28 protein-coding genes are annotated in these 24,427 nt (G+C 43.4%); all 28 read left to right on the top strand.

The features are described 5' to 3' along the window. The 28 genes from hslV to NST25_RS18805 all read left to right on the top strand — a co-directional run bounded on the left by hslV (position 1) and on the right by NST25_RS18805 (position 24,419). Complete coding sequence (gene hslV, locus NST25_RS18940) at positions 1 to 543, top strand: ATP-dependent protease subunit HslV (RefSeq protein WP_036688562.1); 543 nt, start codon at positions 1 to 3, stop codon at positions 541 to 543. A gap of 33 nt (positions 544 to 576) precedes the next feature. After that, the gene (hslU, locus tag NST25_RS18935) at positions 577 to 1,977 is read left to right on the top strand and encodes an ATP-dependent protease ATPase subunit HslU (RefSeq protein WP_248548840.1); all 1,401 of its coding nucleotides are present in this window, start codon (positions 577 to 579) and stop codon (positions 1,975 to 1,977) included. A 388-nt stretch (positions 1,978 to 2,365) separates the two neighbouring features. Further along, a complete protein-coding gene (gene flgB, locus NST25_RS18930; RefSeq protein WP_340392206.1) occupies positions 2,366 to 2,773 on the top strand; it encodes a flagellar basal body rod protein FlgB in 408 nt (135 codons plus the stop codon). 6 nt (positions 2,774 to 2,779) lie between these two features. Continuing rightward, positions 2,780 to 3,226: a flagellar basal body rod protein FlgC gene (gene flgC, locus NST25_RS18925; protein WP_036688555.1), complete on the top strand. Its 447-nt coding sequence runs from the start codon at positions 2,780 to 2,782 to the stop codon at positions 3,224 to 3,226. Between the two features lie 33 nt (positions 3,227 to 3,259). After that, positions 3,260 to 3,571: a flagellar hook-basal body complex protein FliE gene (fliE, locus tag NST25_RS18920; RefSeq protein WP_036688553.1), complete on the top strand. Its 312-nt coding sequence runs from the start codon at positions 3,260 to 3,262 to the stop codon at positions 3,569 to 3,571. 34 nt (positions 3,572 to 3,605) lie between these two features. Beyond that, on the top strand, positions 3,606 to 5,192 hold the full coding sequence (fliF, locus tag NST25_RS18915; RefSeq protein WP_076127802.1) for a flagellar basal-body MS-ring/collar protein FliF: 1,587 nt from the start codon (positions 3,606 to 3,608) through the stop codon (positions 5,190 to 5,192). Positions 5,193 to 5,196: 4 nt separating this feature from the next. Beyond that, complete coding sequence (gene fliG, locus NST25_RS18910) at positions 5,197 to 6,213, top strand: flagellar motor switch protein FliG (protein ID WP_036688550.1); 1,017 nt, start codon at positions 5,197 to 5,199, stop codon at positions 6,211 to 6,213. Next, the gene (locus NST25_RS18905; protein WP_036688548.1) at positions 6,206 to 7,054 is read left to right on the top strand and encodes a FliH/SctL family protein; all 849 of its coding nucleotides are present in this window, start codon (positions 6,206 to 6,208) and stop codon (positions 7,052 to 7,054) included. Before fliG ends, NST25_RS18905 begins: the two co-directional genes overlap by 8 nt. Then, positions 7,035 to 8,360, top strand: coding sequence for a flagellar protein export ATPase FliI (gene fliI / locus NST25_RS18900; RefSeq protein WP_235219563.1), 1,326 nt, complete (start codon positions 7,035 to 7,037; stop codon positions 8,358 to 8,360). The genes NST25_RS18905 and fliI overlap by 20 nt, the downstream gene beginning before the upstream one ends. A gap of 9 nt (positions 8,361 to 8,369) precedes the next feature. Beyond that, entirely contained in the window at positions 8,370 to 8,813 is a 444-nt protein-coding gene (gene fliJ, locus NST25_RS18895; protein ID WP_036688544.1) for a flagellar export protein FliJ, read from the top strand. 39 nt (positions 8,814 to 8,852) lie between these two features. Further along, complete coding sequence (locus NST25_RS18890; RefSeq protein WP_076127908.1) at positions 8,853 to 9,770, top strand: kinesin; 918 nt, start codon at positions 8,853 to 8,855, stop codon at positions 9,768 to 9,770. Between the two features lie 24 nt (positions 9,771 to 9,794). Beyond that, positions 9,795 to 11,276, top strand: coding sequence for a flagellar hook-length control protein FliK (locus NST25_RS18885; protein ID WP_076307722.1), 1,482 nt, complete (start codon positions 9,795 to 9,797; stop codon positions 11,274 to 11,276). 33 nt (positions 11,277 to 11,309) lie between these two features. Further along, a complete protein-coding gene (locus tag NST25_RS18880) occupies positions 11,310 to 11,807 on the top strand; it encodes a flagellar hook capping FlgD N-terminal domain-containing protein (protein ID WP_036688543.1) in 498 nt (165 codons plus the stop codon). Beyond that, positions 11,804 to 12,187: a TIGR02530 family flagellar biosynthesis protein gene (locus tag NST25_RS18875; RefSeq protein WP_036688541.1), complete on the top strand. Its 384-nt coding sequence runs from the start codon at positions 11,804 to 11,806 to the stop codon at positions 12,185 to 12,187. The genes NST25_RS18880 and NST25_RS18875 overlap by 4 nt, the downstream gene beginning before the upstream one ends. A 104-nt stretch (positions 12,188 to 12,291) precedes the next feature. Next, the gene (flgG, locus tag NST25_RS18870) at positions 12,292 to 13,110 is read left to right on the top strand and encodes a flagellar basal body rod protein FlgG (protein ID WP_036688538.1); all 819 of its coding nucleotides are present in this window, start codon (positions 12,292 to 12,294) and stop codon (positions 13,108 to 13,110) included. Positions 13,111 to 13,199: 89 nt separating this feature from the next. After that, entirely contained in the window at positions 13,200 to 13,424 is a 225-nt protein-coding gene (locus NST25_RS18865; protein WP_036688535.1) for a flagellar FlbD family protein, read from the top strand. Then, entirely contained in the window at positions 13,421 to 13,888 is a 468-nt protein-coding gene (locus tag NST25_RS18860; RefSeq protein WP_076100380.1) for a flagellar basal body-associated FliL family protein, read from the top strand. The genes NST25_RS18865 and NST25_RS18860 overlap by 4 nt, the downstream gene beginning before the upstream one ends. A gap of 39 nt (positions 13,889 to 13,927) precedes the next feature. Then, complete coding sequence (fliM, locus tag NST25_RS18855; RefSeq protein ID WP_036688529.1) at positions 13,928 to 14,926, top strand: flagellar motor switch protein FliM; 999 nt, start codon at positions 13,928 to 13,930, stop codon at positions 14,924 to 14,926. Further along, complete coding sequence (fliY, locus tag NST25_RS18850; RefSeq protein WP_076182668.1) at positions 14,916 to 16,220, top strand: flagellar motor switch phosphatase FliY; 1,305 nt, start codon at positions 14,916 to 14,918, stop codon at positions 16,218 to 16,220. The genes fliM and fliY overlap by 11 nt, the downstream gene beginning before the upstream one ends. 26 nt (positions 16,221 to 16,246) lie before the next feature. Next, positions 16,247 to 16,612, top strand: a complete 366-nt coding sequence (locus NST25_RS18845) for a response regulator (protein WP_076127811.1) — start codon at positions 16,247 to 16,249, stop codon at positions 16,610 to 16,612. Positions 16,613 to 16,621: 9 nt separating this feature from the next. Beyond that, the gene (locus tag NST25_RS18840) at positions 16,622 to 17,146 is read left to right on the top strand and encodes a flagellar biosynthetic protein FliO (protein ID WP_036688521.1); all 525 of its coding nucleotides are present in this window, start codon (positions 16,622 to 16,624) and stop codon (positions 17,144 to 17,146) included. Further along, complete coding sequence (fliP, locus tag NST25_RS18835; protein WP_036688518.1) at positions 17,143 to 17,904, top strand: flagellar type III secretion system pore protein FliP; 762 nt, start codon at positions 17,143 to 17,145, stop codon at positions 17,902 to 17,904. Before NST25_RS18840 ends, fliP begins: the two co-directional genes overlap by 4 nt. Before the next feature lie 21 nt (positions 17,905 to 17,925). Then, on the top strand, positions 17,926 to 18,195 hold the full coding sequence (gene fliQ, locus NST25_RS18830) for a flagellar biosynthesis protein FliQ (protein ID WP_036688516.1): 270 nt from the start codon (positions 17,926 to 17,928) through the stop codon (positions 18,193 to 18,195). Positions 18,196 to 18,204: 9 nt separating this feature from the next. Continuing rightward, positions 18,205 to 18,990 (top strand): flagellar biosynthetic protein FliR, encoded by a 786-nt coding sequence (gene fliR / locus NST25_RS18825; RefSeq protein WP_036688514.1) that lies wholly within the window; start codon positions 18,205 to 18,207, stop codon positions 18,988 to 18,990. A gap of 22 nt (positions 18,991 to 19,012) precedes the next feature. Continuing rightward, the gene (gene flhB, locus NST25_RS18820) at positions 19,013 to 20,107 is read left to right on the top strand and encodes a flagellar biosynthesis protein FlhB (RefSeq protein ID WP_036688512.1); all 1,095 of its coding nucleotides are present in this window, start codon (positions 19,013 to 19,015) and stop codon (positions 20,105 to 20,107) included. A gap of 18 nt (positions 20,108 to 20,125) precedes the next feature. Further along, positions 20,126 to 22,159, top strand: coding sequence for a flagellar biosynthesis protein FlhA (gene flhA / locus NST25_RS18815; RefSeq protein ID WP_076182665.1), 2,034 nt, complete (start codon positions 20,126 to 20,128; stop codon positions 22,157 to 22,159). Further along, on the top strand, positions 22,156 to 23,541 hold the full coding sequence (flhF, locus tag NST25_RS18810) for a flagellar biosynthesis protein FlhF (protein WP_076182662.1): 1,386 nt from the start codon (positions 22,156 to 22,158) through the stop codon (positions 23,539 to 23,541). The genes flhA and flhF overlap by 4 nt, the downstream gene beginning before the upstream one ends. Next, entirely contained in the window at positions 23,538 to 24,419 is an 882-nt protein-coding gene (locus NST25_RS18805) for a MinD/ParA family protein (protein WP_076276206.1), read from the top strand. Before flhF ends, NST25_RS18805 begins: the two co-directional genes overlap by 4 nt. Positions 24,420 to 24,427 lie beyond the last annotated feature (8 nt).

Below are 24,427 nucleotides of genomic sequence, written 5' to 3'. Positions count from 1 at the left end.
ATGGTACCCAGCTTTCATGCGACTACAATTTGTGCTGTAAGACATAACGGACAGGCAGCTATAGCAGGTGATGGACAGGTTACATTCGGAGAGAGTGTTATTATGAAGACGACGGCCAGAAAAGTCCGTCGCCTGTACAGAGGACAAGTAATAGCAGGCTTTGCGGGGTCCGTTGCGGATGCTATAACCCTATTCGAAAAATTCGAGGGCAAGCTGGAGGAGCATCATGGGAACCTGCAGCGGGCTGCAGTTGAATTAGCGAAGGACTGGCGTCAAGATCGTATTCTTCGGAAGCTTGAAGCTTTGATGATTGTTATGGATAAGGAAGGAATGCTCCTGATCTCCGGAAATGGTGAAATTATCGAACCGGATGATGACGTTCTTGCGATTGGTTCCGGGGGTAACTTTGCGCTGGCTTCAGGTCGAGCACTCAAACGTCATGCACCCAATCTTTCCGCTGCGGATATTGCTAGAGAATCGCTTCAGGTAGCATCTGAAATTTGTGTGTACACTAATTCCAACATTATTGTTGAACAATTATAGACTCAGTGCCATAGAGACAAGGAGGAATTCACGATGGTGAATCAATCGCTTACACCCCGTCAAATTGTAGCCGAATTGGATAAATATATCGTAGGTCAGAAGCAAGCCAAGAAATCGGTAGCTGTTGCGCTCCGTAATCGGTATCGGCGCAGTCTGCTAGCAGAGGAACTGCGTGATGAAGTCGTTCCTAAGAACATCTTGATGATCGGACCTACAGGTGTGGGTAAGACAGAGATCGCCCGGCGTCTAGCAAAGCTTGTTAATGCACCGTTCATCAAAGTGGAGGCCACTAAATTCACTGAGGTCGGTTATGTAGGTCGAGATGTGGAATCTATGGTTCGTGATTTGGTAGAGACTTCTATTCGTATGGTCAAGCTTGAGCGTACGGAGAAGGTTAAGGATCGTGCGGAAGAACTGGCTAATGAGCGGATCGTTTCTATATTGGTCCCTTCCTCTTCCAAAAATAAATCACAAAAGAATCCTTTCGAGATGATTTTTGGAGGGAATTCTGCCCAAGAGGACTCTAAAGAAGACACTGAGCAGGATGGAAGCCTAAGTGAACGCCGCCGTGGGGTTAGATTTAAGCTGTTAGCTGGTCAGCTGGAAGATGACATCATTGAAATTGATGTTGAGGATACAGCGCCAACTATGCTGGATATGTTTGCAGGTCAAGGAAACGACCAGATGGGTATGAATATGCAAGAGATGTTCGGCAGTTTACTGCCTAAGCGGACGAAGAAACGTAAGCTTCCTATTCGGGAAGCGCGCAAGGTACTCATTCAGGATGAGGCGGCCAAGCTGATAGATATGGATGATGTGATCCAGGAATCCGTGACTCGGGCTGAACAATCAGGCATTATTTTTATTGATGAAATCGATAAAGTAGCAAGTCAGGGAAAAGGGTCTGGACCGGATGTGTCGCGTGAAGGCGTGCAACGGGATATTTTGCCGATTGTAGAGGGCTCGACCATTATGACGAAATACGGTCCTGTGAAGACTGACTATGTACTCTTTATGGCTGCCGGAGCTTTCCATATTGCTAAGCCTTCAGATTTGATTCCAGAACTTCAAGGTCGTTTTCCGATTCGCGTAGAGCTGAGTAGTCTAACGTTAGAGGATTTCGTTTCTATTTTGACGGAACCAGAGAATGCTTTAACTAAACAATATGTGAATCTGCTTAAAACAGAAAATTTAGAAGTGGAATTCCAGAAGGATGCTATACATGAGATCGCCAAAATAGCGGCTTCAGTGAATCAAAATATGGAGAATATAGGTGCACGGCGTCTTCATACTATTTTGGAGAAGCTGTTAGAGGATCTTTCTTTTGAAGCACCTGAGCTGACTTTAGAAAAAATGGTTATTACCCCGGAGTATGTGCGCGAGAAATTGGCAAGTATAGCTCAGGATCGTGATTTAAGTCAGTATATTCTTTAAAGCGACAAAAAAACAAAAAATCTATGTATTTTGAATTTGGGCATAACGGATTAGATAAATTACAAATTGGTGTCGTGAAAACGTAAAATTATGTCAAAACATGCAATTAAAAAGAAAAAAATGAGTTGAAAATGTAAATAAATAGTAATAAAGTGCTAAAAGCCCTGTCTTTTCTAAAAAGATAGGGCTTATTTCTTATTGTAATAATATACAAATTAAATGAAAATCAATGTATGTGAAAATGCTAAGTGTTATTCATTGCGACAGCGTTCGACGGAATACCGTAAATTTAGAGTATTTTTTTCTTTATTTGTCGAAAGCAAGCAGGTTTTTTGATGGAAGTTGTGGAATTCTTTTCATTATGATAGCTTTGAAAGGAGGAATTGTCTTGGGATTGCTGAATAGTGTCAGTTTTCAACGATTGCAGGGAGGCATTGATGCTGCCTATAAACGACAAAATGCTCTAGCAAATAATGTGGCTAATCAAGATACGCCCAATTTCAAACGTTCTGATGTTTCATTCGAAAGTATCCTGCAACAACAGGAAAGTGGAATCCAATCTACACTTAGAGCGAAAGTTTCGAATACCCGGCATTATCAATTTGGCAGCAACACAATTGTTCCCGCTGCTGTTGAAAATACTGATGAAACTACCTCTATGAACAATAACGACAACAATGTGGATGTAGATCGCGAAATGGCGTTAAGCGCAGAGAACCAGCTTAGGTATAGTTCTTATGTTGAACAGATTAACAGTCAGATTTCGATGATGCGAGCCGTAATTCAAGGAGGATAAGAGAGTATGAACTTTGGTAGTAGTTTTGGGATCAGCGCATCTGCATTAACGGCTCAACGGTTGCGGATGGATGTAATTTCTTCCAACGTAGCCAATGCTGAAACTACAAGAGCATCCGTGGTGGATGGCAAGGCTGTTCCTTACCGACGTAAGTTGGTTGTTTTGGAAACGAACGAAAGTAATAAATTCTCGAATATACTAAATTCGAAAATGAATAATAGCAATGAAGGGGTTAAGGTGCAGTCGATCATAGAAGACACTTCACCATTGAAGCCGGTATACAATCCGAGCCATCCCGATGCGGATGCTGAAGGATATGTCTATATGCCAAACGTAGACATTACCAAAGAAATGGTTGATATGTTATCTGCATCTCGCTCTTATGATGCCAATGTTACGATGCTTAATGCATCCAAAGCTATGGTAAGCAAGGCACTCGAAATTGGTAGATAAATGAATGTTAATTAACTTAAGGGGGGGAAACAGTTGATACAGAATATATCTAATGGGGTTCAGGCTGTACAGCAGCTTGCAATGAAACCGACATCTTCCGAAGTTTCATCCACTCCTGCTAATTCGATGGAGAGCTTTGGCTCTTATCTTGAGGATGCGCTCAATAAAGTGGCTGATCAGGAACAACAAGCTAAGGATATGAGTAATAAATTTGTATTGGGAGAAGTGAACATTGACGAAGTGATGATTTCTTCCCAACAGGCTCTACTGAGTTTACAGTTGACTACACAAGTCCGGAACAAAGTGATTGAAGCCTATCAAGAAATTATGAGAACTCAAATATAATAAATCCTAGCTTAGTTTCGGATGGGGTGACACTGTGAATGAAAGATTTGCCCAATATCGGGAGAAGGTTCTCTTGTATTGGAACAGATTTAGTGGTAAACAGAAGATTTTATTCTTTTCAACATTGTTTATCATTCTAATAATAATCGTAGTTATGACCATGCAGCTTTCAAAAACAGAATATGAAGTAGCATTTCAAGATTTGGACAGTACGGATTCGGCTGGAGTAATGAAAGCCTTAGATTCAGCAGGTGTTTCATACCGATTAAGTCAAGATGGAAAGAGTATTTCTGTACCAAGTACAGAAGCAGCTCGGGTCAAGGTGGATATCGGTTCTCAGGGGATTGTTCAAGGTGGCTCTATCGGATATAAAGTCTTTGACGAAAATTCGTCAATGATAGGTACAACAGATAGCGAGTTTAACGTGAAGTACAATAATGCATTAAACGGTGAAGTTGAACAGTTAATGAGACGTATGCAAGGGATTAAAGATGCAAAAGTGCTGATTAATTTGCCTAAAGAGACAGTTTTTGCCTCACAGGCTGATCAGGAGCAGGCGTCTGCATCCGTTGTGCTTTCATTTGATCCAGGATTTAGACCTACCCAAGACAATATTGACGGGTATTTCAATCTTGTGAAAACTGCTGTGCCTAATTTACCAATTGACAACATTACTATTGCAAATAATGAAATTGAATTAATGCCAACAGCTAAAGGTGGACAGGCTGGTGTCACAAACCAAGTTGAAGAAAACTTCGCTCTTCAGAAGAAATTCGAAGAAGAAGTAAAGAAAAATGTGAAACAATTCCTTAGCACTCTTACCGGTCCTGATAAAGTGGATGTTCTTGTGTTCTCAAAGTTGAACTTTGACAAGGAAAACCGGAAGGAAGATCTTGTTACCCCTGTGGATACAGAGAACATGAAGGGGATTGAGATCAGTTCACAAATAATTAGTAATTCGTATTCGGGTCAAGGTAACACGACTGGCGGAGTGGCTGGCACTGGTTCTCAAGATGTTACGGGCTATCCTTCTAATGCGGGTGCGGATACTTCTACCTCGGAGGAATCTTCGGAAACGAGGAACTTCGAAGTTAACCGAATTACTAAAGATGTTATTGCTAGTCCGTATACTGTTAAAGACTTAACCATAAATGTTGCAGTTGAACCACCTTCAGGAGAAAAAAGTTTAGATGATGCAACATCAGCTGCAATTCAAAATATTTTGGTGAATATTGTTCGCGCTTCTCTTGCAGATTCAGGTACTACATATACAGACGCTGATTTGACCAAAAAGGTTTCGGTCTACTCGCAACAATTTGGTGGCACCGATGCCAACACCGTTAAAGGTGGTCTCGCTTCTTGGATGATATGGGCTATCGGAGCAGCAGCATTGCTGGTTGGAGCAGGTGGAGGATATCTAATCTACCGGAGTCGTAAACAGACTGTGGAAGAGGAAGATGAAGACATTCCATTGCAGGTTCCTACTGAATTTCCTTCTATTAACTTGGAGAGCGTGACGAATGAAAGTCAAGTTCGTAAGCAATTGGAAAGTTTGGCCAAGAAGAAGCCAGACGAATTCGTAAATCTGCTGCGTACATGGCTTGCAGACGAACAGAGGTGAACTAATGGCAAAGGCTAGCCAGCAGGGACTTAGTGGCCGTCAAAAAGCTGCGATCCTGCTTATCACACTAGGGCCCGAGGTATCGGCGCAAATTTTCAAACATTTAAGAGACGAGGAGATTGAACAGCTGACTCTTGAAATTGCTAATGTTCGCAAAGTGGACAGCGGTGAAAAAGAGTCGATCATGTCTGAATTCCATCAGATATGCCTCGCCCAGGAATATATATCACAAGGCGGTATTAACTACGCTAAAGAAATTCTGGAGAAAGCGCTTGGATCAACAAAAGCAATGGAGGTCATTAATCGTCTGACTGCAACATTGCAAGTAAGACCTTTCGATTTTGCACGAAAAGCGGATCCTAATCAGATTCTCAACTTTATTCAGAATGAAAATGTACAGACTATTGCACTTGTATTGTCTTATCTGCAATTTGAACAAGCTGCTGCAATCCTTTCCTCGCTTCCTCAAGAGAAGCAGGCAGAGGTGGCTAGAAGAATTGCTGTGATGGACAGTACCTCTCCAGAGGTAATTACGCAAATTGAACGTGTGCTGGAGCAGAAGCTTTCCGCTACAGTAACCCAGGATTATACAAATGCCGGTGGTATCGAATCAATTGTACAAATCTTGAATGGGGTTGACCGGGGGACAGAACGTACGATTCTGGATTCTCTCGAAATTCAAGATCCAGAGCTTGCCGAAGAGATCAAAAAACGGATGTTCGTATTCGAAGATATTGTTAATGTGGATAATCGTTCAATACAGCGCATTGTTCGTGATATCGATAATGCGGATTTACAGCTTGCACTCAAGGTTGCCAGCGAAGAAGTACGGGATGTTATTTTCAGAAATATGTCCAAGCGTATGGCAGAAACGTTCCGAGAAGAAATGGAATACATGGGTCCTGTGCGGCTGCGTGATGTTGAAGAAGCACAGACTCGTATTGTAGGCACGATCCGCAGACTCGAAGAGTCTGGTGAAATTATCATCGCTCGTGGCGGAGGAGATGACATCATTGTCTAAGCTGATCAAACACTCCCAGTATGTTCCGGTTGATGTCTTTAAGAGACTGGAACAGGCCCGGCAATATGCGGGCCTAACTGAGGAGCCCGTTCCCGAGGAGACTTTAAGCGAGACTGACTATCATGATCCCGCACGTGAAGAGGCAGAAGAGACGCGTAAGCAAATGCTTAAGGACGCTCAGGATTTTGCTGAAGAGCAGGTTCGGAATGCATCTCTTGAAGCGGAACAGATTGTAGAGTCCTCGAAAGCGGAGGCTGAAGAGTGGTGGAAACAACGGCGTGAGCAGGATGAACATCTGATCGAAGCTATCAAAGCTGAAGCTCATCAGCAAGGTTATGAGGAAGGTGTTTCTCAGGCTGAGGAAGAGATGAAGCATAAGATCGCAGAGATGATGGAAGAAGCGCGTGCTGTTTTGACTGAGGCGTATAAAGCAAGAGAAGTGATTATTCAGGAAGCAGAGCCTTTTTTAGTAGAGTTAAGCTGTGATATTGCAGAGAAAATTGTGGACAAGCAGTTAACGGTAGAACCACAATTCGCAATGGACTTAATTCGCAAAAATCTGGCTCGTAAGCGAGAACAGGGTTTGATCTCACTTTGTGTATCCCCAGCGCAGTTCGCTTTTGTGAATGCTGCTCGGGAAGAATTATCACTAGCTGTTGATTCACAGGCTGAACTGCAAATCTTGCCCGACTCAACGGTAAAAGACCAAGGATGTGTTATCCGCTCTTCCTTTGGCAGCATTGATGCTCGAATCGACACTCAGCTCGCAGAGATCAAGAAAGAGCTGGTAAGAATTGCGCTGGACACCGATGAGCAGAGAAATGGGGAAGACGATGCTTAATAGCAACCGTTATAAGGAGCAACTTCGTAATCTCGATCCGGTGAGGATCAATGGGAAAGTGACGCAGGTAATCGGTCTAATGGTTGAATCGGAAGGTCCTGACGCAAGTATAGGTGATGTATGCTACATCTACCCTTCTAAAGGAAACAAACCGCTGCAAGCTGAGGTCGTTGGTTTCCGTGATAACAAGGTACTATTGATGCCACTTGGTGAACTGCAGGCGATTGGACCTGGTTGTGATGTAGTGGGCACTGGTAAGCCGCTTAGCGTGCAAGTAGGTTCTGAATTGTTAGGAAAAGTACTGGATGGTCTGGGGCAGCCGCTTGATGGCTCTCTCATTCCAGCACGAATGCCACATAGCTCTACCTTTAATATTCCTTCCAATCCACTTAATAGACCGCGGGTGCAGGAACCCATCAGTATTGGTGTGAGAGCGATTGACGGTTTGCTAACGATTGGCAAGGGACAGCGGGTCGGTATTTTTGCTGGCTCGGGGGTCGGCAAGAGTACTTTGATGGGGATGATTGCCCGGAATACATCGGCTGACGTAAATGTTATTGCTCTGATTGGTGAGCGTGGCAGAGAAGTATTGGATTTCATTGAACGGGATTTGGGACCAGAGGGCTTGCAGCGATCCGTAGTAATTGTTGCTACCTCAGACCAACCTGCATTGATTCGCATAAAAGGTGCGCTTATCGCTACAACGATTGCCGAGTATTTCCGCGATCGTGGCCTTAATGTAATGCTGATGATGGATTCGGTCACCCGTTATGCCATGGCCCAACGTGAAGTTGGACTTGCAGTTGGAGAGCCGCCAGCCATGCGGGGATATACACCTTCGGTGTTTGCCAGCTTACCCAAACTGCTGGAACGTGCCGGTACAGGTCCTACAGGCTCTATAACAGCCTTTTACACGGTACTGGTTGATGGTGATGACATGAACGAGCCAATCGCAGATGCAGTCCGAGGGATACTTGACGGACATATCGTACTCAATCGAAATATTGCTAACAAAGGACATTTTCCAGCAATAGATGTTCTTTCCAGCATAAGTCGAGTAATGAAGGATATTGCTCCAGAAGAACAGATTGCAGCAGCGGAGAATGTGAAGCGCCTTATGGCCGTTTACAAGGATTCAGAGGATTTGATTAATATTGGAGCTTATCAGAGAGGCTCTAATGCTCAAATCGACGAGTCGATGGAGTTTATCGACAGTATATGGGATTTCACCAAACAAAAGGTGAATGAAAAAGTTACGCTGGCTGAAGTTCAACAGTCTTTAATTTCACAGTTCTCAAGGAGTTGATTCGGTATTATGAGGTTTCATTATACTTTTCAAAAAGTCGTTGACTTGAAGGGCAATGAGAAGACACAGGCAGAATGGATGCTCTCAAGCGCGCTTGGAGAATTGCAGGCACAGGAAAGAAGCCTGGATGAACTCATCTTTCAGCGGAGTGCTATCATGCTATCCTTACAAAATGCCGCAGAGCAAAAGACACCTATGATTAAGATTCGTGAAATGCAGGAGTATGTGGAATATCTGGATAAATGCATTGCCCGTAAGCATACGGACATTAGCCGTGCACATCAAGAAGTCCAGAAGAAACAAGATCAGTTAAGCACTAAGGTTTTAGATGAAAAAGTATGGTTGAAGGCAAAAGACAAGGCTGAGACACTGTTTCAGCAAAGTATGATTTTACGGGAACAAAACGAACTGGATGAGATGGCAACCGTCCGCTTCGCGATGAAATCCCTCTAACCCGGGAGGTTTCCGCTAGTGGCTAATATTGATAATGATATGGAACTTGAAAATGAAGGGTCAGCGGGGAAATTTGAGCGGTTCTTATTCTTAATGATACCGATTATCTTCACGCTAGTACTGCTTGGAGTACTGTTGACGCTTTTTAATATGGACATTCGTAATAATGTGCTTGAAGTTGCGAATAAAATTCCTATCCTGGAAAAATGGGTTCCTGATCCGCCTGCAGATCCTTCTAAACCGAAGGAAGAAAGCAAAAAGCAGGAAGTGAGCTCAGCGACAACGATTAAGGAGCTTAAAGCTCAGCTCGCCCAGCAGGAAGAAAACCTGAAGAAGGTTACAGATGAAAAAACAGCCCAGGATACCAAGGTTCAGGCGCTAGAGTCACAGATTGAGGGTATGAAGAAGGAAGCTGAAACCGCAGAGGCAAGCACAGAAGAAACTGAAGATCCTTATCAGAAACAGGTTTCTGATTTGGCTAAGCTGTATGCGGGCATGAAAGCTTCGAAGGCTGCACCGATCATGGAGAATTTAACTACAGAAGAAATGGTACAGATCTTCAGTGTCATGAATAAAGCGAGTAAAACTGCGATTTTGGAAAAAATGGATCCGCAAAAGGCTGCAGATGTAACGATTAAGTTAAAAGAAACCACATCTTCGAGTGACATGGCGATCGCAGCCCTTCAATCTAGATTGAAGAAAGATGCCGGCACAACAGCAACAGCAACAACCAGTAAGAATTTGGATAAGGAAAAGTTGAATCAGACCTTCAGCTCAATGACTCCTGCTAATGCAGCATCGTTACTAGGAGAAATGTACAAGATTAGCCCTGATAAGGTCGTGACGATTATGAATACCGTAAGTGATAGTGTTCGTTCATCTATTTTGGGAGAAATGACTAAAAATGATAGCGCGCAAACTGCGAAAATTGTTAATCGTCTGATGGGTGCTAAATAGATAGGGAAAGGAGGTGAAAAATAAATGAGTTTAGTCGTTCAATCGCTTGTGAGTGCAAACGCAACTGCAGTAAATGGGAGTTCATCGACTACAACGGGCACAACAACGACGAGTGCACCATTTGCTCAAACCCTGGTACAAACCATGGGAGGCAATGCCAACACCCCGTCGACTCCAGCTGAACCCCTATTGGGAAATCTAGCTTCTTTGCTGCAAGGCCTGTTAAAGGAAGTGCAGCCGACTGGAGAAGAGCAAGCAGGGCAAGACGCTCAGAAGGGTGAGCTCCTTGAAAAACTTGCTGCTGATGTTGAGAAACTGGATGAAAGTATCAGTAGTGATCCAGCTCTGTTGGTAGCCTTGCAAGCTTGGATTCTTCAGGTATCTGCACTTCTATCTGGAAGCCATGCTGCAGAGAATGGTACTACTACAACGGAAGCAGAAGTGGCTGGAAGCTTGTCACTATTGGCACAGAATGCTGATACATTAAGATTTGCAGTTCAAGATGACTTGCAAAGTTTAGTTTCTATGATTCAAGAAGCTGCAGTAAGTGGCAATGAGGAAGTTGCAACTAAGGGAATCAGTTTATTGAATAATTTCACAGCGCTTTTAGAAGAGTCCTCCTCTAACACTAATAAGGGGAAGGGAAAGACCAGCAATGTGAGTATTAATTCTGATTCTTCCTTACAACAGCCCGTTATTACTGAAAGCAAAAATAACCAAACGGATAAAACAATTCAGAATGTGAGCAGTCGTTCCGGAGAAGCTGTTGTAGTGAAAAATGATACGGTTGTAAGCTCGCCTGTGACATCAGGAACTGTGCAAGAAGCTGAAGCAGAGACTGCGAACACACCGTTAATCAAGACAGGCGTAACCGGGGAAACGAAGACAACAGAATCTGCTCAAGATTCCCCGCTAGGAATTACAGCTAACGAAGGGGATCATGAGGTTGTTACTGCGGGGCAGTTATCTCTGCGCGGAGGAATTACAGCACCGCTGAAGGCTGAAGTGCCAGCAGCGCCTGTTCCGGTTCAGCAATTTGCTCAAGAAATGACAGGTTTCATTACAGGCAAATTAGAGATTGTGCAAAAAGGTGGGATCGCTGAAGCGACTATATCCCTTTTTCCAGAAAATCTCGGACAAGTTGATGTTAAGATCACCATGCAAAATGGTCATTTAGTTGCCCAGTTCATGACTGAACATACCGGCGCTAAAGATATGCTGGAACAACAAATGAACCAGCTTCGCGCTGCATTGCAATCTCAAGGTCTTCAAGTGGAGAAGCTGGAAGTTACGCAAAATAATACCCCACTCAATTCGCAATGGGGGCAGGAAGGACGCCAACCTAATTCCGGAAGTGGACAGCAGGGTAGACGTTCCAAAGAAAGCAGAGAGGAAGCCAGTGATGCTGTTCTAGCCGCAGAGCTGAATGGTGAATGGAAGGACTGGGTTTCAAATGCGGGACAAGAAGATCAGTCCCAAGGTGGATTTTTTTCTGCTAAGGCTTAACTTTAATAACAAAGGAAAGAGAGGTGAGTGGTTATGGCGACAACAGTTCCGGTCTCTACTAAAGATCAGTGGAATTATACAACTCCCGACTCTAGTGCACGGACAACGGGTAATTCTACTTTAGGTAAGGATCAGTTTTTGAAGATTTTGATTACTCAGCTGCAAAATCAAGATCCGATGCAACCGATGGAAGATAAAGAATTTATTGCGCAAATGGCCCAGTTTACATCCGTGGAGCAATTGATGAATATCTCTACTCAGCTTAATGCTATGAATCAGTCCCTTGGATCTGTATCCGGGTTGATTGGTAAAGATATTACTTGGACAGACACCGCCACAAAGCTGCCTAAGACAGGTAATGTTGAATCTATCGTTGTTAGCAATGGTATTCAATATGCGGTTGTGGGAAAAGACAGAATTGCTTTAACCGATATTACACAAATTCAGAATGCCGCAGCAACACCAGAAAGCGGTTCTGGTACAGATAGTAATACTCCGGAGAATAGCGGAGGAAGCGGGGCGAGCATATGAGTGACAGGCTTACTATAGGCCAACTGTATCCTGCGTCCCTGCATTCTACAACGTTACAACGATCTTCGCTGCCTAAGCAGTCTGTGGCGGGGGAAGCTTCTTTTGAGAGTTTACTGCAACAGAAACTATTAAAATTCAGCAATCATGCTGCTAAGCGCCTAGAACAAAGAGGGATAGAGCTTGGAAGCGGTCAGTTGGATCAAATTTCATCTGCTGTGGACAAAGCTGCTGCTAAGGGAAGTAAAGAATCCTTGATATTAATGAAGGATTTGGCGTTTATCGTTAGCGTTCCTAATCGCACAGTAGTTACTGCTATGGATGGTAACTCGATCAAAGATAATGTATTTACACAAATCGATAGTGCAATAGTGATTTCATAATAGGCTGGTCCTAACGGAAAGCCGAGGCGGCCGCTGACCGACTGACGCGGTCCCAATTCACTTGGAAAGTTATTAGGACTCTATAATCTGGGAGGACATTAAACATGTTAAGATCAATGTATTCAGGGGTTTCAGGAATGAGAGGCTTTCAAACTAAGCTTGATGTAATCGGTAATAATATTGCTAACGTAAACACTATCGGGTTTAAATCCGGACGTGTTATGTTCAAGGATATTATGAGCCAAACCGTTTCTGGTGTTACTGCACCGGGTGAGGATGGTCAAGGTGGGGTAAATGCGAAACAAGTTGGACTAGGTGTTAGTATTGCTTCTATAGATACCCTACATTTGGCTGGTAGTGCTCAAACCACCAACAACCCAACAGATTTACGTATCGATGGAGATGGTTTTTTCCTGGTTAAGCTTACTGAGGATCAAGATACTGCATTTTTGACCCGCGCCGGAGATTTCCACATTGACGCTGCGCGTAATCTGGTTACCGCTGACGGACTTCATGTTTTAGATTCCGACGGTGGGATCATTCAATTAGGTGACGATGTAACGGCGTTTTCTATCTCTAATGATGGAACAATTGTTCAGACCATGGAAGATGGAACGACTGGAGCTGGGGTGAAGATTGGTGTAGCCAAGGTTACTAACCCATCTGGTCTGGAGAAAATCGGAGGCAATCTGTATCGTATGACACTTAATGCGAATGCAGAAGGCGAACTAGTTCCGACTACAGCGAACAATACAGAAGATGGCACCGGGGCAATCATCTCTGGACAGCTGGAAATGTCCAATGTGGATCTTACCAATGAATTTACAGAAATGATCGTATCACAGCGTGGATTCCAGGCGAATTCCCGTATCATCACAACTTCTGATGAAGTGCTGCAGGAAGTAGTAAACCTGAAGCGTTAATTTAATCAATAAATTCTATATTTTCTTAAATGGTTCATGCGGAGTCGTGGGGGAGTTACTCCTCCCCCTATTTTGTTAGGAGGCCTGTTATGATATCGGTAACAAGATTAAATGGAACACCGATGTGGATCAATGCCCTACTGGTCGAAATGGTAGAAGAAAGCCCGGATACATATATTACGCTCGTAACCGGAAAAAGACTGATCGTTCTCGAAAAAGCCGATGAGGTTATTACGAAGATCCGGGATTATAACAGGGACATAGGCACATATGCTGCCACCATTAAAATCCAGTCAATGGAGGAGCTAACATGAAAAAGATGATGCCGTGGCTCATCACGATATTACTAGCGATTACTCTGATCGTGGTCGCCGCATTTTTACTAATGGACAGGATCTTTCCGAAAGATACGAACGAGGTAAGTGCTGCTGTTCAAAATGTGGAAACAAAACATTTAACTGCAGATGAAATCGTCGAATTGACGGCAGAGATCATTGATATCAAAACAAATCTTGCTGATCCCGATTTTATCCTTCAAGTAGATTTCGCCTTCCAACTGAGTTCTGCGAAATCAAAGGAAGAATTCGAAAAAATAAAAGAGATCAAAATCAAACCAATAATTATCAAGACGCTTGCAGATACCAAACCTGAGGACCTTAATGGAGCGAATGGAAAAGATCAGCTTAGCAGTAAGCTTATTAATCTGATCAATAAGACATTGACTGAGGGCCAAATTACTCAGATCGAAATCACCAAATTCCTTTTGGCTTCTGTGTAGCTTTATTCCTGATAATTCTTTGATGGGGGGGTGATTGAATTGGTTGATGTACTATCACAAAACGAAATTGATGCTCTACTTGCTGCACTTTCTTCAGGTGAGATGGACGCCGATGAACTTAAAAAGGAAGAAACTCAGAAGAAAATCCGCTCTTATGACTTTAAACGGGCTGTCCGCTTTTCCAAAGATCATATCCGCAGTCTTACACGGATACATGACAATTTCGCCCGTTATCTTACAACGTATTTTTCAGCCCAATTGCGCACCTTCGTTCAGATTAATGTCGTTCAAGTAGAGCAGCTCCCTTATGATGAATTTATTCGCTCCATACCGAAAATGACGATATTGAACATTTTTGAAGCAGAACCTTTAGAGGGCCGCATGGTAATGGAAGTTCATCCTAACATTGCTTTTGCTATGCTGGACAGGTTGCTTGGAGGCTTTGGAACTGCACCTTCTAAGATTAATGCTCTAACTGAGATCGAAACAACGATTATGGAGCGTATCTTTAGTAGATGTTTTGAGAGTCTGCAGGAGGCTTGGAAAACGGTGCTGGATATTCATCCGCGGATGGAAGCTCTTGAGACGAACCCGCAGTTCATGCAGATTGTATCGCCCAATGAGACCATTGCATTAATCTCTCTAAGTACCAAAATTGGAGACACAACAGGCATGATCAATCTTTGTATACCGCATGTCGTTCTAGAGCCTATCATGTCCAGACTTTCTGTTCACCAATGGTTTGTGACAGAGAAGAAGACGCGGGATGAAGATGAGCTACTGGCCATTAGAGCTAGAGTTCATAAAGCGAAGCTGCCGATTGTTGCTGAACTTGGAGAATCGAGCTTATCCATATCTGAATTCTTAGGGCTTAGTGTCGGTGACGTGATTTCTCTCAACAGAAACGTAGATTCTGGACTGTCGATTAAGGTAGGGGAGAAGCTTAAGTTCATCGGAAGTCCCGGAATGGTTAAAGATCGGGTAGCCGTGCAAATAGACGAAATTGTCAATGAAGGAGTTGAAGAATTTGACGAGTAAAGATTATTTATCCCAAGAAGAAATCGACGCCCTTCTGAGACAATCTGCGGAGGGCTCATTAGCTCCTACGGAGAAAACGGTAGATGACTATCTAACACCGTTTGAACAGGATGCTTTGGGCGAAATTGGTAATATAACGTTTGGCAGTGCAGCAACAGCACTTTCCACTTTACTAGGGAAAAAAGTAGATATTACAACCCCTCAAGTTTCGATCATTACACGCGGGGAGTTTGAAATCGCTTTTCCTAAACCGCATGTAGCTGTTCACGTTCAATATGTGGATGGGTTTCAAGGCATTAACTCACTTGTTATTAAGATTAGGGATGCGCAGGTCATTGCCGATCTGATGCTTGGCGGTGCTGGCGAACCTAAGGATGAAGAGTTGAATGAAATTCATATTAGCGCTGTGCAAGAAGCTATGAATCAAATGATGGGTTCTTCTGCTACATCGATGTCTACGATTTTTAATCGTTTTGTTAATATCTCGCCTCCGGGTATCGACATTTTGAATATGTCCAGCGGAGAAGGAGTAGGCAGTCTGCCAGACGATGAGACCCTAATTCGTATTTCGTTCCGGCTTAAAATTGGTGATTTGATAGATTCTACTATTATGCAGCTTTTGCCTGTTCAGTTCGCAAAAGATATGGTATCCATGCTTCTTGGTGATGTTAGTCCTGCAGAGGAGGAGGCAGCGGTCACAATGGCTGAAACACCTGCCGTGACTAATTCTGCTGAGACACCACCTCCAGCACCTCCGGTGCAACAGGCGCCCTCACAGCCCGCAGGAGGAACGCAACCACCATATCCACCGCAGGGTATGCCACCGTATCCAGGGATGCCAGAAGGCGGGTATTATTATCCTCCAGCGGGTATGCCAGCATACGGAATGCCTGGGATGCCACCATACGGTATGCCACCGCAAGGGATGCCATATGGACAGACACCACCGCTTAATTCTGAGGCAAATCGCAATGTAAATGTACAGCCTGTGCAATTTGCAAATCTGAATGGTGGGGCCTTTGGTCATATTGATGAAAATAATTTAAATTTATTGATGGACATACCGCTTAGAGTAACCGTAGAATTAGGAAGGACCCAGAAGCAGATCAAAGATATTTTAGAAATGTCACAAGGCTCAATTATTGAGCTGGACAAGCTCGCAGGTGAGCCTGTAGATATTTTGGTTAACAACAAGCTTATTGCCAAAGGTGAAGTCGTTGTTATCGACGAAAACTTTGGCGTACGCGTTACGGATATCGTCAGCCAGTGGGACCGAATTCAGAAATTACAATAAGCATACTTAGGGAGGATTTTGTAAAAATGGCTAACCGAATTCTAATCGTGGACGATGCAGCATTTATGAGAATGATGATCCGTGACATTTTGTCGAAAAACGGATTTGAAGTAGTGGGCGAAGCTCAGGACGGTTCTCAAGCGATAGAAAAATTCAAGGAACTGCGTCCGGACCTCATCACGATGGATATTACTATGCCTGAGATGGACGGAATCGCCGCCCTGAAAGAAATCAAAAAAGTAGATCCGGCTGCAAAGGTTATTATGTGTTCAGCCATGGGCCAGCAGGCTATGGTTATCGATGCAATCCAAGCAGGAGCTAAAGACTTTATCGTGAAGCCTTTCCAAGCTGACCGGGTTATCGAAGCTATTAACAAAACGTTGGGCGCGTAGGATAAAGTCATGTTATATTCCGAAACGCTCGGAAGCAGTAACACCCTGCTGAATTTGTTTAAAGTTATTATTGTCCTGGCGATAATCATTGTACTTATAGTGGTACTAATTCGTTTTCTTGGACGACGTAATCAGACCTTTATGAGCAACCGTTCCATAAGAACGCTTGGTGCAATTGGGCTTGGACCTAATAAGTCGATGCAGGTTATCGAACTGGGAAGCAGTCTTTACTTAATCGGGATTGGTGAGAATATATCCATTTTGGATAAAGTCACCGATCCGGATGAGGTAGCATTGATCATTGCGGCATTTGAGGATCAGTCCTCTAACCAGAATAATTTCCTCGCACCGCTTATTGCCAAGGTAAAGGTAAAGCTGCGTGGGGAGGTTCCATCTCAGGAAATTGAACTTAGTGAAACATCATCTTTTTACGAGACTTTGCAATCCAAGCTTCGTTCTGCACCAGAGCGTAAAGAGAAAATGGAAGAGCTGCTTCGGGATGATGTTACTAAGGATGAGTCGAGGAATATATGAAAAAGAAGCTAATTCTTGCTATTCTGCTGTTCGGTATTATCAGTGTGGTTATGATGACGCCGATACATGCTGATCCTATACCTAATGTTAATATTCAGGTCGGTAATGAAGGTTCAAGCAGTGGTACCAGTTCCATATCAATTCTTCTTCTTGTTACGGTTCTGAGTATTGCTCCGGCGTTTCTGGTTCTTATGACTAGCTTTACTAGAATTGTAATCGTATTAGGTTTTGTGAGAACCTCGCTGGGTACTCAGGCAATGCCTCCGAACCAGGTGCTGGTAGGACTTGCTCTGTTTCTGACTCTGTTCATTATGTCACCAACGCTGGCCACAGTGAATGAAAATGCGTTGCAGCCGTATATGAAGGGGACAATCACCCAAACTGAGGCTTTTGATAAAGCTGCTGATCCGATGAAAGAATTTATGTTTAAACAGACGAACACCAAAGATCTTCTGTTATTTATGAAATACACCGGTTATACCGGATCTACTAAACCGGCTACATACAGTGATATTCCACTGACGGTGATGGTGCCAGCTTTTGCAATTGGCGAATTGAAAAAGGCTTTTACAATGGGCTTCTTAATTTTCATACCATTCCTGATTATTGATATTGTTGTGGCGAGCACACTGATGGCCATGGGGATGATGATGCTTCCCCCGGTTATGATTTCATTACCTTTTAAAATAATGCTCTTTGTACTGGTAGACGGCTGGTACTTAGTCATTAAATCACTACTTCTTAGTTTTAACACCTGACCTAAAGAGGAGGCATGAGGGATGAGTACGGAGTTTATAATCGGGCTAGCAAGCCAAGCCGTATATTTAGTGCTGGAAGTCAGCGCACCCATGCTGATTCTTGGTCTGGTGGTAGGGCTAATAATCAGTATTTTTCAGGCTACGACACAGATTCAGGAACAGACGCTAGCGTTTGTTCCCAAAATCGTCGCAGTGCTACTGGCTTTATTGCTATTTGGTCCGTGGATCATCACGAAGCTGATTGACTTTACAAGCCAAATTTTGGGTAATCTCTATATGTATATTGGTTAATCAATGAACATGGAGACCATACTGCAAAGTTTACCCGTCTTTTTGCTTATTTTTTGTCGAATAACCGCTTTTTTTGTTGTCGTTCCTGTATTTTCTTCACAAGGGGTCCCGACAACCTTTAAGATTGGCATTTCTTTTTTTGTAGCATTGGTTGTCTTTAGTGCTAACGGAACAGGGCTTACGATCCCGCAGGATTTCAGTTATATTTTGCTGATTGCCAGAGAGGTATTAATAGGATTATTGCTAGGTTTCGTTGGATATTTGATGTTTATGGCGATTCAGACAGCAGGTTCATTTATTGATATTCAGATTGGCTTCGGTATTGCTAATGTTATCGATCCTATGACTGGAACGTCTGCACCAATTCTTGGTAATTTCAAATATATGATAGCCCTGCTAATGTTTCTGAGCATGAATGGTCATCACCATCTGCTAGATGCTATTGTGTACAGTTATAAATGGGTTCCTATGAATAATGATTTATTTCTAGGCATGATTGACGGTAGTTTGTCAGAGTTTCTGGTTCGAACATTTGCTCAGTCCTTTGTACTCGCTTTTCAAATGTCGGCTCCTTTAGTAACTGCGCTGTTTCTGACTGATGTTGGCCTTGCTTTCTTGGCGAGAACGGCTCCGCAATATAATGTATTTGTTATTGGGGTTCCGCTCAAAATCATTATAGGTCTTGCACTGCTTTTAGTGCTGATGCCTGGTCTGGCTGTGCTGTTTCAGAATCTCTTCGATATCATGTTCGAATCCATGGAGAATTTATTGAATCTCATGGGGAAGAGTCCGTAGGTGACCGTAAGGGGAGCGTATTATGCCTAAGACGAAGCGGTATAGACTGGATCTTCAACAATTCGCCGGTGAAAAGACGGAAAAAGCAACCCCGAAGAAACGGCAAGATGCTCGTAAAAAGGGTCAAGTAGCCAAAAGTGCTGAGCTATCCGGTGCAGTTGTATTGTTATCAGCAGTAGTTAGCTTGATGATGTTTGGTGGTTTTATGAAAGAGCGCTTCATGAAGCTATATATGGATGTATTTCAGAATCAAATGACACTGGAGGTTACTCCTGAGAATATAACGCTGCTATTTAATCAATATGGACTACAAATACTGATTTTGCTAGCTCCATTACTTGGAATAGTTTTTGTTATGGCGCTGGTAAGCAATCTGGCGCAGGTGGGCTTTATGACCACTGGAGAGGGGATCACCCCTAAATTCAGCAAGCTTAATCCGATAAAAGGGTTCAAAAATATTTTCTCCATGCGTTCGTTTGTCGAGTTCCTGAAATCCATATTTAAGCTTCTAATTATCGCTTATCTGGTATATAGCACTTTATGGGGAGAAAAGAAGAACTTTGCATCCCTGTCGCATATCAGTGCGGAGGGGATTTTTAAATTTGCGGCCAAGCTGACGATGAGTCTTGGCTTGAAAATCGGGGCTGCCCTATTGGCTATGGCTTTTCTGGACTACATGTATCAGAAGTACGAGCATGAAAAAAGCCTGAAAATGTCCAAGCAGGATATCAAGGATGAATACAAAAAAATGGAGGGTGACCCTCTAATCAAAGGTAAGATCAGGGAACGCCAACGTAGAATGGCCATGCAGCGTATGATGCAGGAAGTTCCAAATGCGGATGTAATCATTACGAATCCTACGCACTTTGCTGTTGCGCTTAAATATGACGGTACCAAGATGGAAGCGCCGCAGATTATAGCAAAAGGGCAGGATTATGTAGCACTTCGCATCCGGGAGCTGGCTAAAGAGCACGGCGTCGTGACTATGGAAAACAAACCGCTGGCACGGGCATTATTCCAAAGGGCAGAGATTGGAGATGTCGTTCCAAATGATCTGTTCCAGGCTGTGGCTGAAGTGCTGGCATATGTATATAAGCTTAAAGGTAAGAGGAGATAAGGCGGGGGGGTTAGGACATTGAAAGCTAAAGATTTAACAGTTTTGCTAGGCATCATCGGGATCGTGCTTATGATGATTCTGCCTATCCCGTCCTGGCTATTGGACGTTTTGCTTGTTATTAACATCTCAATCGCATTAATTATCATTCTGGTTGCTATGAATACGAAAAATGCACTCGAATTTTCAATTTTCCCTTCATTGCTCCTAGTAACCACACTGTTTCGTCTGTCACTTAACATCTCGACTACAAAACTGATCCTGACTTATGGAGATGCCGGTTCAGTGGTATCTACTTTCGGTAGCTGGATCGCTGGCGGACAAATTGCTGTTGGATTTATCGTGTTTCTGATCCTGGTAGTAGTTCAGTTTATTGTTATCACCAAAGGTTCAGAGCGCGTAGCTGAGGTAGGCGCTAGATTTACCTTGGATGCGATGCCCGGTAAGCAAATGAGTATTGATGCCGATCTTAACGCAGGCATGATTAACGAAACCCAGGCACGTGAGCGTCGTCGTAACGTAGAACGCGAAGCGGATTTTTTCGGAGCCATGGACGGTGCGAGTAAATTCGTTAAAGGAGACGCGATTGCGAGTATTATCATCTTGCTGATCAATCTCATCGGTGGATTTATCATCGGTATGATGGTTCACGGGATGGACTTTGCTACTGCGTTATCCACTTATTCTGTATTGACCATTGGGGACGGTCTCGTCAGTCAAATTCCAGCTTTGCTGATTTCGACAGCAGCCGGCTTGATTGTTACTAGAGCTTCTTCGGAAGGTAATCTTGCAGAAGAGCTGACAGGACAGTTGTTGTCCTATCCGAAATTGTTGTATATTGTCGCAGTTACGGTAGCTTTTCTTGGACTCTTTACACCCATACATATGATTACAACGCTCCCATTGGCCGGATTGCTGGCTTTTGCAGCCTACCGTATGGGACAAAATTTAAATAAGAAACAGATTGCCGAAGAGCAACTTGTTGAAGAGAAGCAGATTGAAGAGGTACGAAGTCCGGAAAGTGTCATTAATTTGCTGTCAGTTGATCCCATTGAATTCGAGTTTGGTTATGGTCTTATTCCTTTGGCGGATACAGGTCAGGGAGGCGATCTGTTAGATCGTATCATCATGATTCGACGGCAATGTGCCCTAGAAATGGGTCTTGTAGTACCTGTTATTCGCATTCGCGACAATATTCAACTAAAACCGAATGAATATGTCATAAAAATTAAAGGAAATACAGTCGGCGGTGGTGAATTATTACTTAATCATTACCTTGCAATGAGTCCAGGATATGATGATGAATCTATAAACGGTATTGAGACCATCGAACCATCCTTTGGGCTTCCAGCATTATGGATTGATGAATCGGTTAAAGAGCGGGCTGAATTGTCCGGCTATACTGTAGTAGACCCTCCATCTGTTGTCGCAACACATCTGACGGAGTTAATCAAACGTCATGGACATGAGCTGATAGGAAGACAGGAAACTAAGATGCTGGTGGACAACCTTAGGGATAATTATCCAGTGCTCGTCGACGATCTTATTCCTTCTGTATTGGCGATTGGGGATGTGCAGAAGGTGCTTGCTAAGCTGCTTCGTGAAAAGATATCGATCAGAGATTTGGTTACGATTTTTGAAACATTGGCGGATTATGGGACATACACCAAGGATCCGGATATTCTCACTGAATATGTTCGTCAGTCCTTGTCCAGACAGATTACTCAGCAATTCTCACAAGCAGGAGAGACACTGAAAGTCATCACAGTTGGACCTAATCTTGAAAAGAAAATTTCCGAGAGTGTGCAGCAATCTGAACAGGGAAGTTATTTGGCCCTAGATCCAACTTCGACACAAACGATCTATCAGCGGTTAAGTGAACAGATCAATCGATTGCTGCAGACAGGGCAACAGCCAATAGTGCTCACATCACCAACCATTCGTATGTATTTGCGGCAGGTGATTGAACGAACGATGCAGGACATTCCTGTACTGTCTTATAGCGAGCTAGAGCCTAACATTGAAATACAAAGCGTCGGAGTGGTGAATTTATGAGAGTGAAGCGTTACGTGGTCGATTCGATGCCTGACGCCATGCTTTCCATTCGCAACGAGCTTGGGAGCGAGGCCGTCATTTTAAGTACAAAGGAAATCAAAATCGGCGGATTTTTAGGGTTATTTAAGAAGAAAAAAATAGAAGTTGTAGCAGCAGTAGAAAAGGCAGAGAAGAATAATGTTCCAAAAAAGCCGGCTGCGCCAGCGATGAACATTCCACGGAGTGCAGTACCACAGGCTTATCAAAAAGCGTCATCTGCTTCCACTATACCTTCTATACCTTCCGTACCTTCTGTTTCATTAGAAAAGCCAGAAGAGTCACGGACGTTTGCTGAGATTGCCGCAGCCTTATCGGAAGCTATCAATGTACAAGAATCGATAGCCAAGCATCCGGAGCCAGTACCTGAGCAAAAACTTCCTGAATTAAATCTGGAAGATGCACCTTCTGTATCAGCGTTGTATGAATCATTAGGATTAGAACAATCGCCAGAGGTTGCCACTGCTCTCGAAAATGATGTTCTTCGTGAGATTAGAGATATGAAGCTCTGGATGGAGCGAATTGCCAGACAATCCTCAGGTGGAAGAGAACTGCCAGACAGTCTGCAGGAGCTACGGGATCTTTTATTAGAGCAAGAAATGGATGCTGTGCTTGTTGAGGAATGGATCAGTAACATCTCGGAACGTTGGGTAGATGAAGGGCGTACTTGGGGACCTGAGAAATTTATGGGATCTCTTAAAGAACAGATTGATGGTTTCCTGACGGGACGAATTGCTGATGGAATTGCCCGGGATACTCAAATTGTATATATTGCCGGACCCACTGGAGTTGGAAAGACCACAACCATAGCTAAGCTTGCGGCAGAACAGCTATTTAAGCACGGACGCAAGGTAGGTTTTATCACCTCCGATACGTATAGAATCTCAGCTGTTGAACAGTTGCGAACCTATGCTGCTATCCTCAATGTTCCACTGGAGGTTGTCCAATCGCCAGGAGATTTGCAAAGAGCACTCTTTCGCTTGGAGAGTTGTGATCTAGTATTAATGGATACAGCTGGCCGAAATTATCGCAATGATATGCTAGTAGCAGAACTGCAAAGCTTGCTTGCGAAGGAATTGAGAAGTGAAACCTATCTTGTGCTTAGCCTGACCTCCAAAAGCCGTGATATGAAACTTATTGCAGAGCATTTCGGCAGATATAGACTGGATAAGGTTATTTTCACAAAGCTGGATGAGACGGGGAGTTACGGCCCGCTCTTTAATGTCCTGAATGACTTCCCACTTACCTTGTCTTATATGACCGATGGTCAAAATGTACCTGATGATCTGCTTATGGCTACCAAAGGACAGCTTAGTGAGTTGCTTCTTGGAACAGGTGAAACATGATGGATCAGGCACAATCCTTAAGACAGCTTGTATCCAGTCAGGATTCTAAAGTAGCTGTAAGAGGGGGATCATCCGCCAGGATCATTACGGTGTGTAGTGGTAAAGGGGGCGTTGGTAAGTCGAATTTTACACTTAACTTCGCTCTAACTTTAAAGGCTATGGGCAAACGGGTTTTGCTGTTCGATGCAGATATCGGCATGGCTAATATAGATGTGTTGATGGGCGTATCGGCGAGATATAATCTTTATCATTTGTTAAAAAGAGAAGCGGATATCGAGCAGATTATTCAATACGGTCCGAATTCGCTCCCTTTTATAGCAGGTGGCTCTGGAATGGATGAGCTATTTACTCTTTCAGAGTCTGATCTTGATTATTTCACAAATCAGATAGCACTTATCGCGGACAGCATGGATTATATTTTGTTCGATACAGGTGCTGGATTATCTAAGGAAACGATGAAGTTTATAACTTCTGCCGACGATTGCTTAGTCGTTACTACACCAGAACCAACAGCTATCACAGATGCATACGCATTAATGAAGGTTGTGAATCGTTCCTATCCTGAGACTTCCTTTAAATTGATTGTGAACCAGGCAGGTGATGAAAGGGAAGCCATAGCGACAAGCGACAAGATCCGAATGGCCGCCAGTCGTTTTTTGCAATTAGATATTTCTTATCTTGGTCATATAAGCTCAGATGCCCATGTAGTGCAGGCTGTCAAAAGGCAAACGCCTTTCACATTGGCTTTTCCAAACAGTATTGCTGCAAAGGATATACATCGGCTTGCCCTAAGTTATTTGACCATTGATTCTAAAAAGACCACAAAAGTCCAAGGGATTAAAGGCTTTATCCATAAATGGTTAAAGCGAAGTAAATAGTTGTTCTG

The sequence above is a fragment of the Paenibacillus sp. FSL E2-0190 genome (assembly GCF_037992965.1).
Taxonomy (GTDB): domain Bacteria; phylum Bacillota; class Bacilli; order Paenibacillales; family Paenibacillaceae; genus Paenibacillus_AQ; species Paenibacillus_AQ odorifer.
The sequence above is the reverse complement of the archived record's forward strand: the minus strand, read 5'-3'. Positions and strand labels throughout refer to the sequence as shown.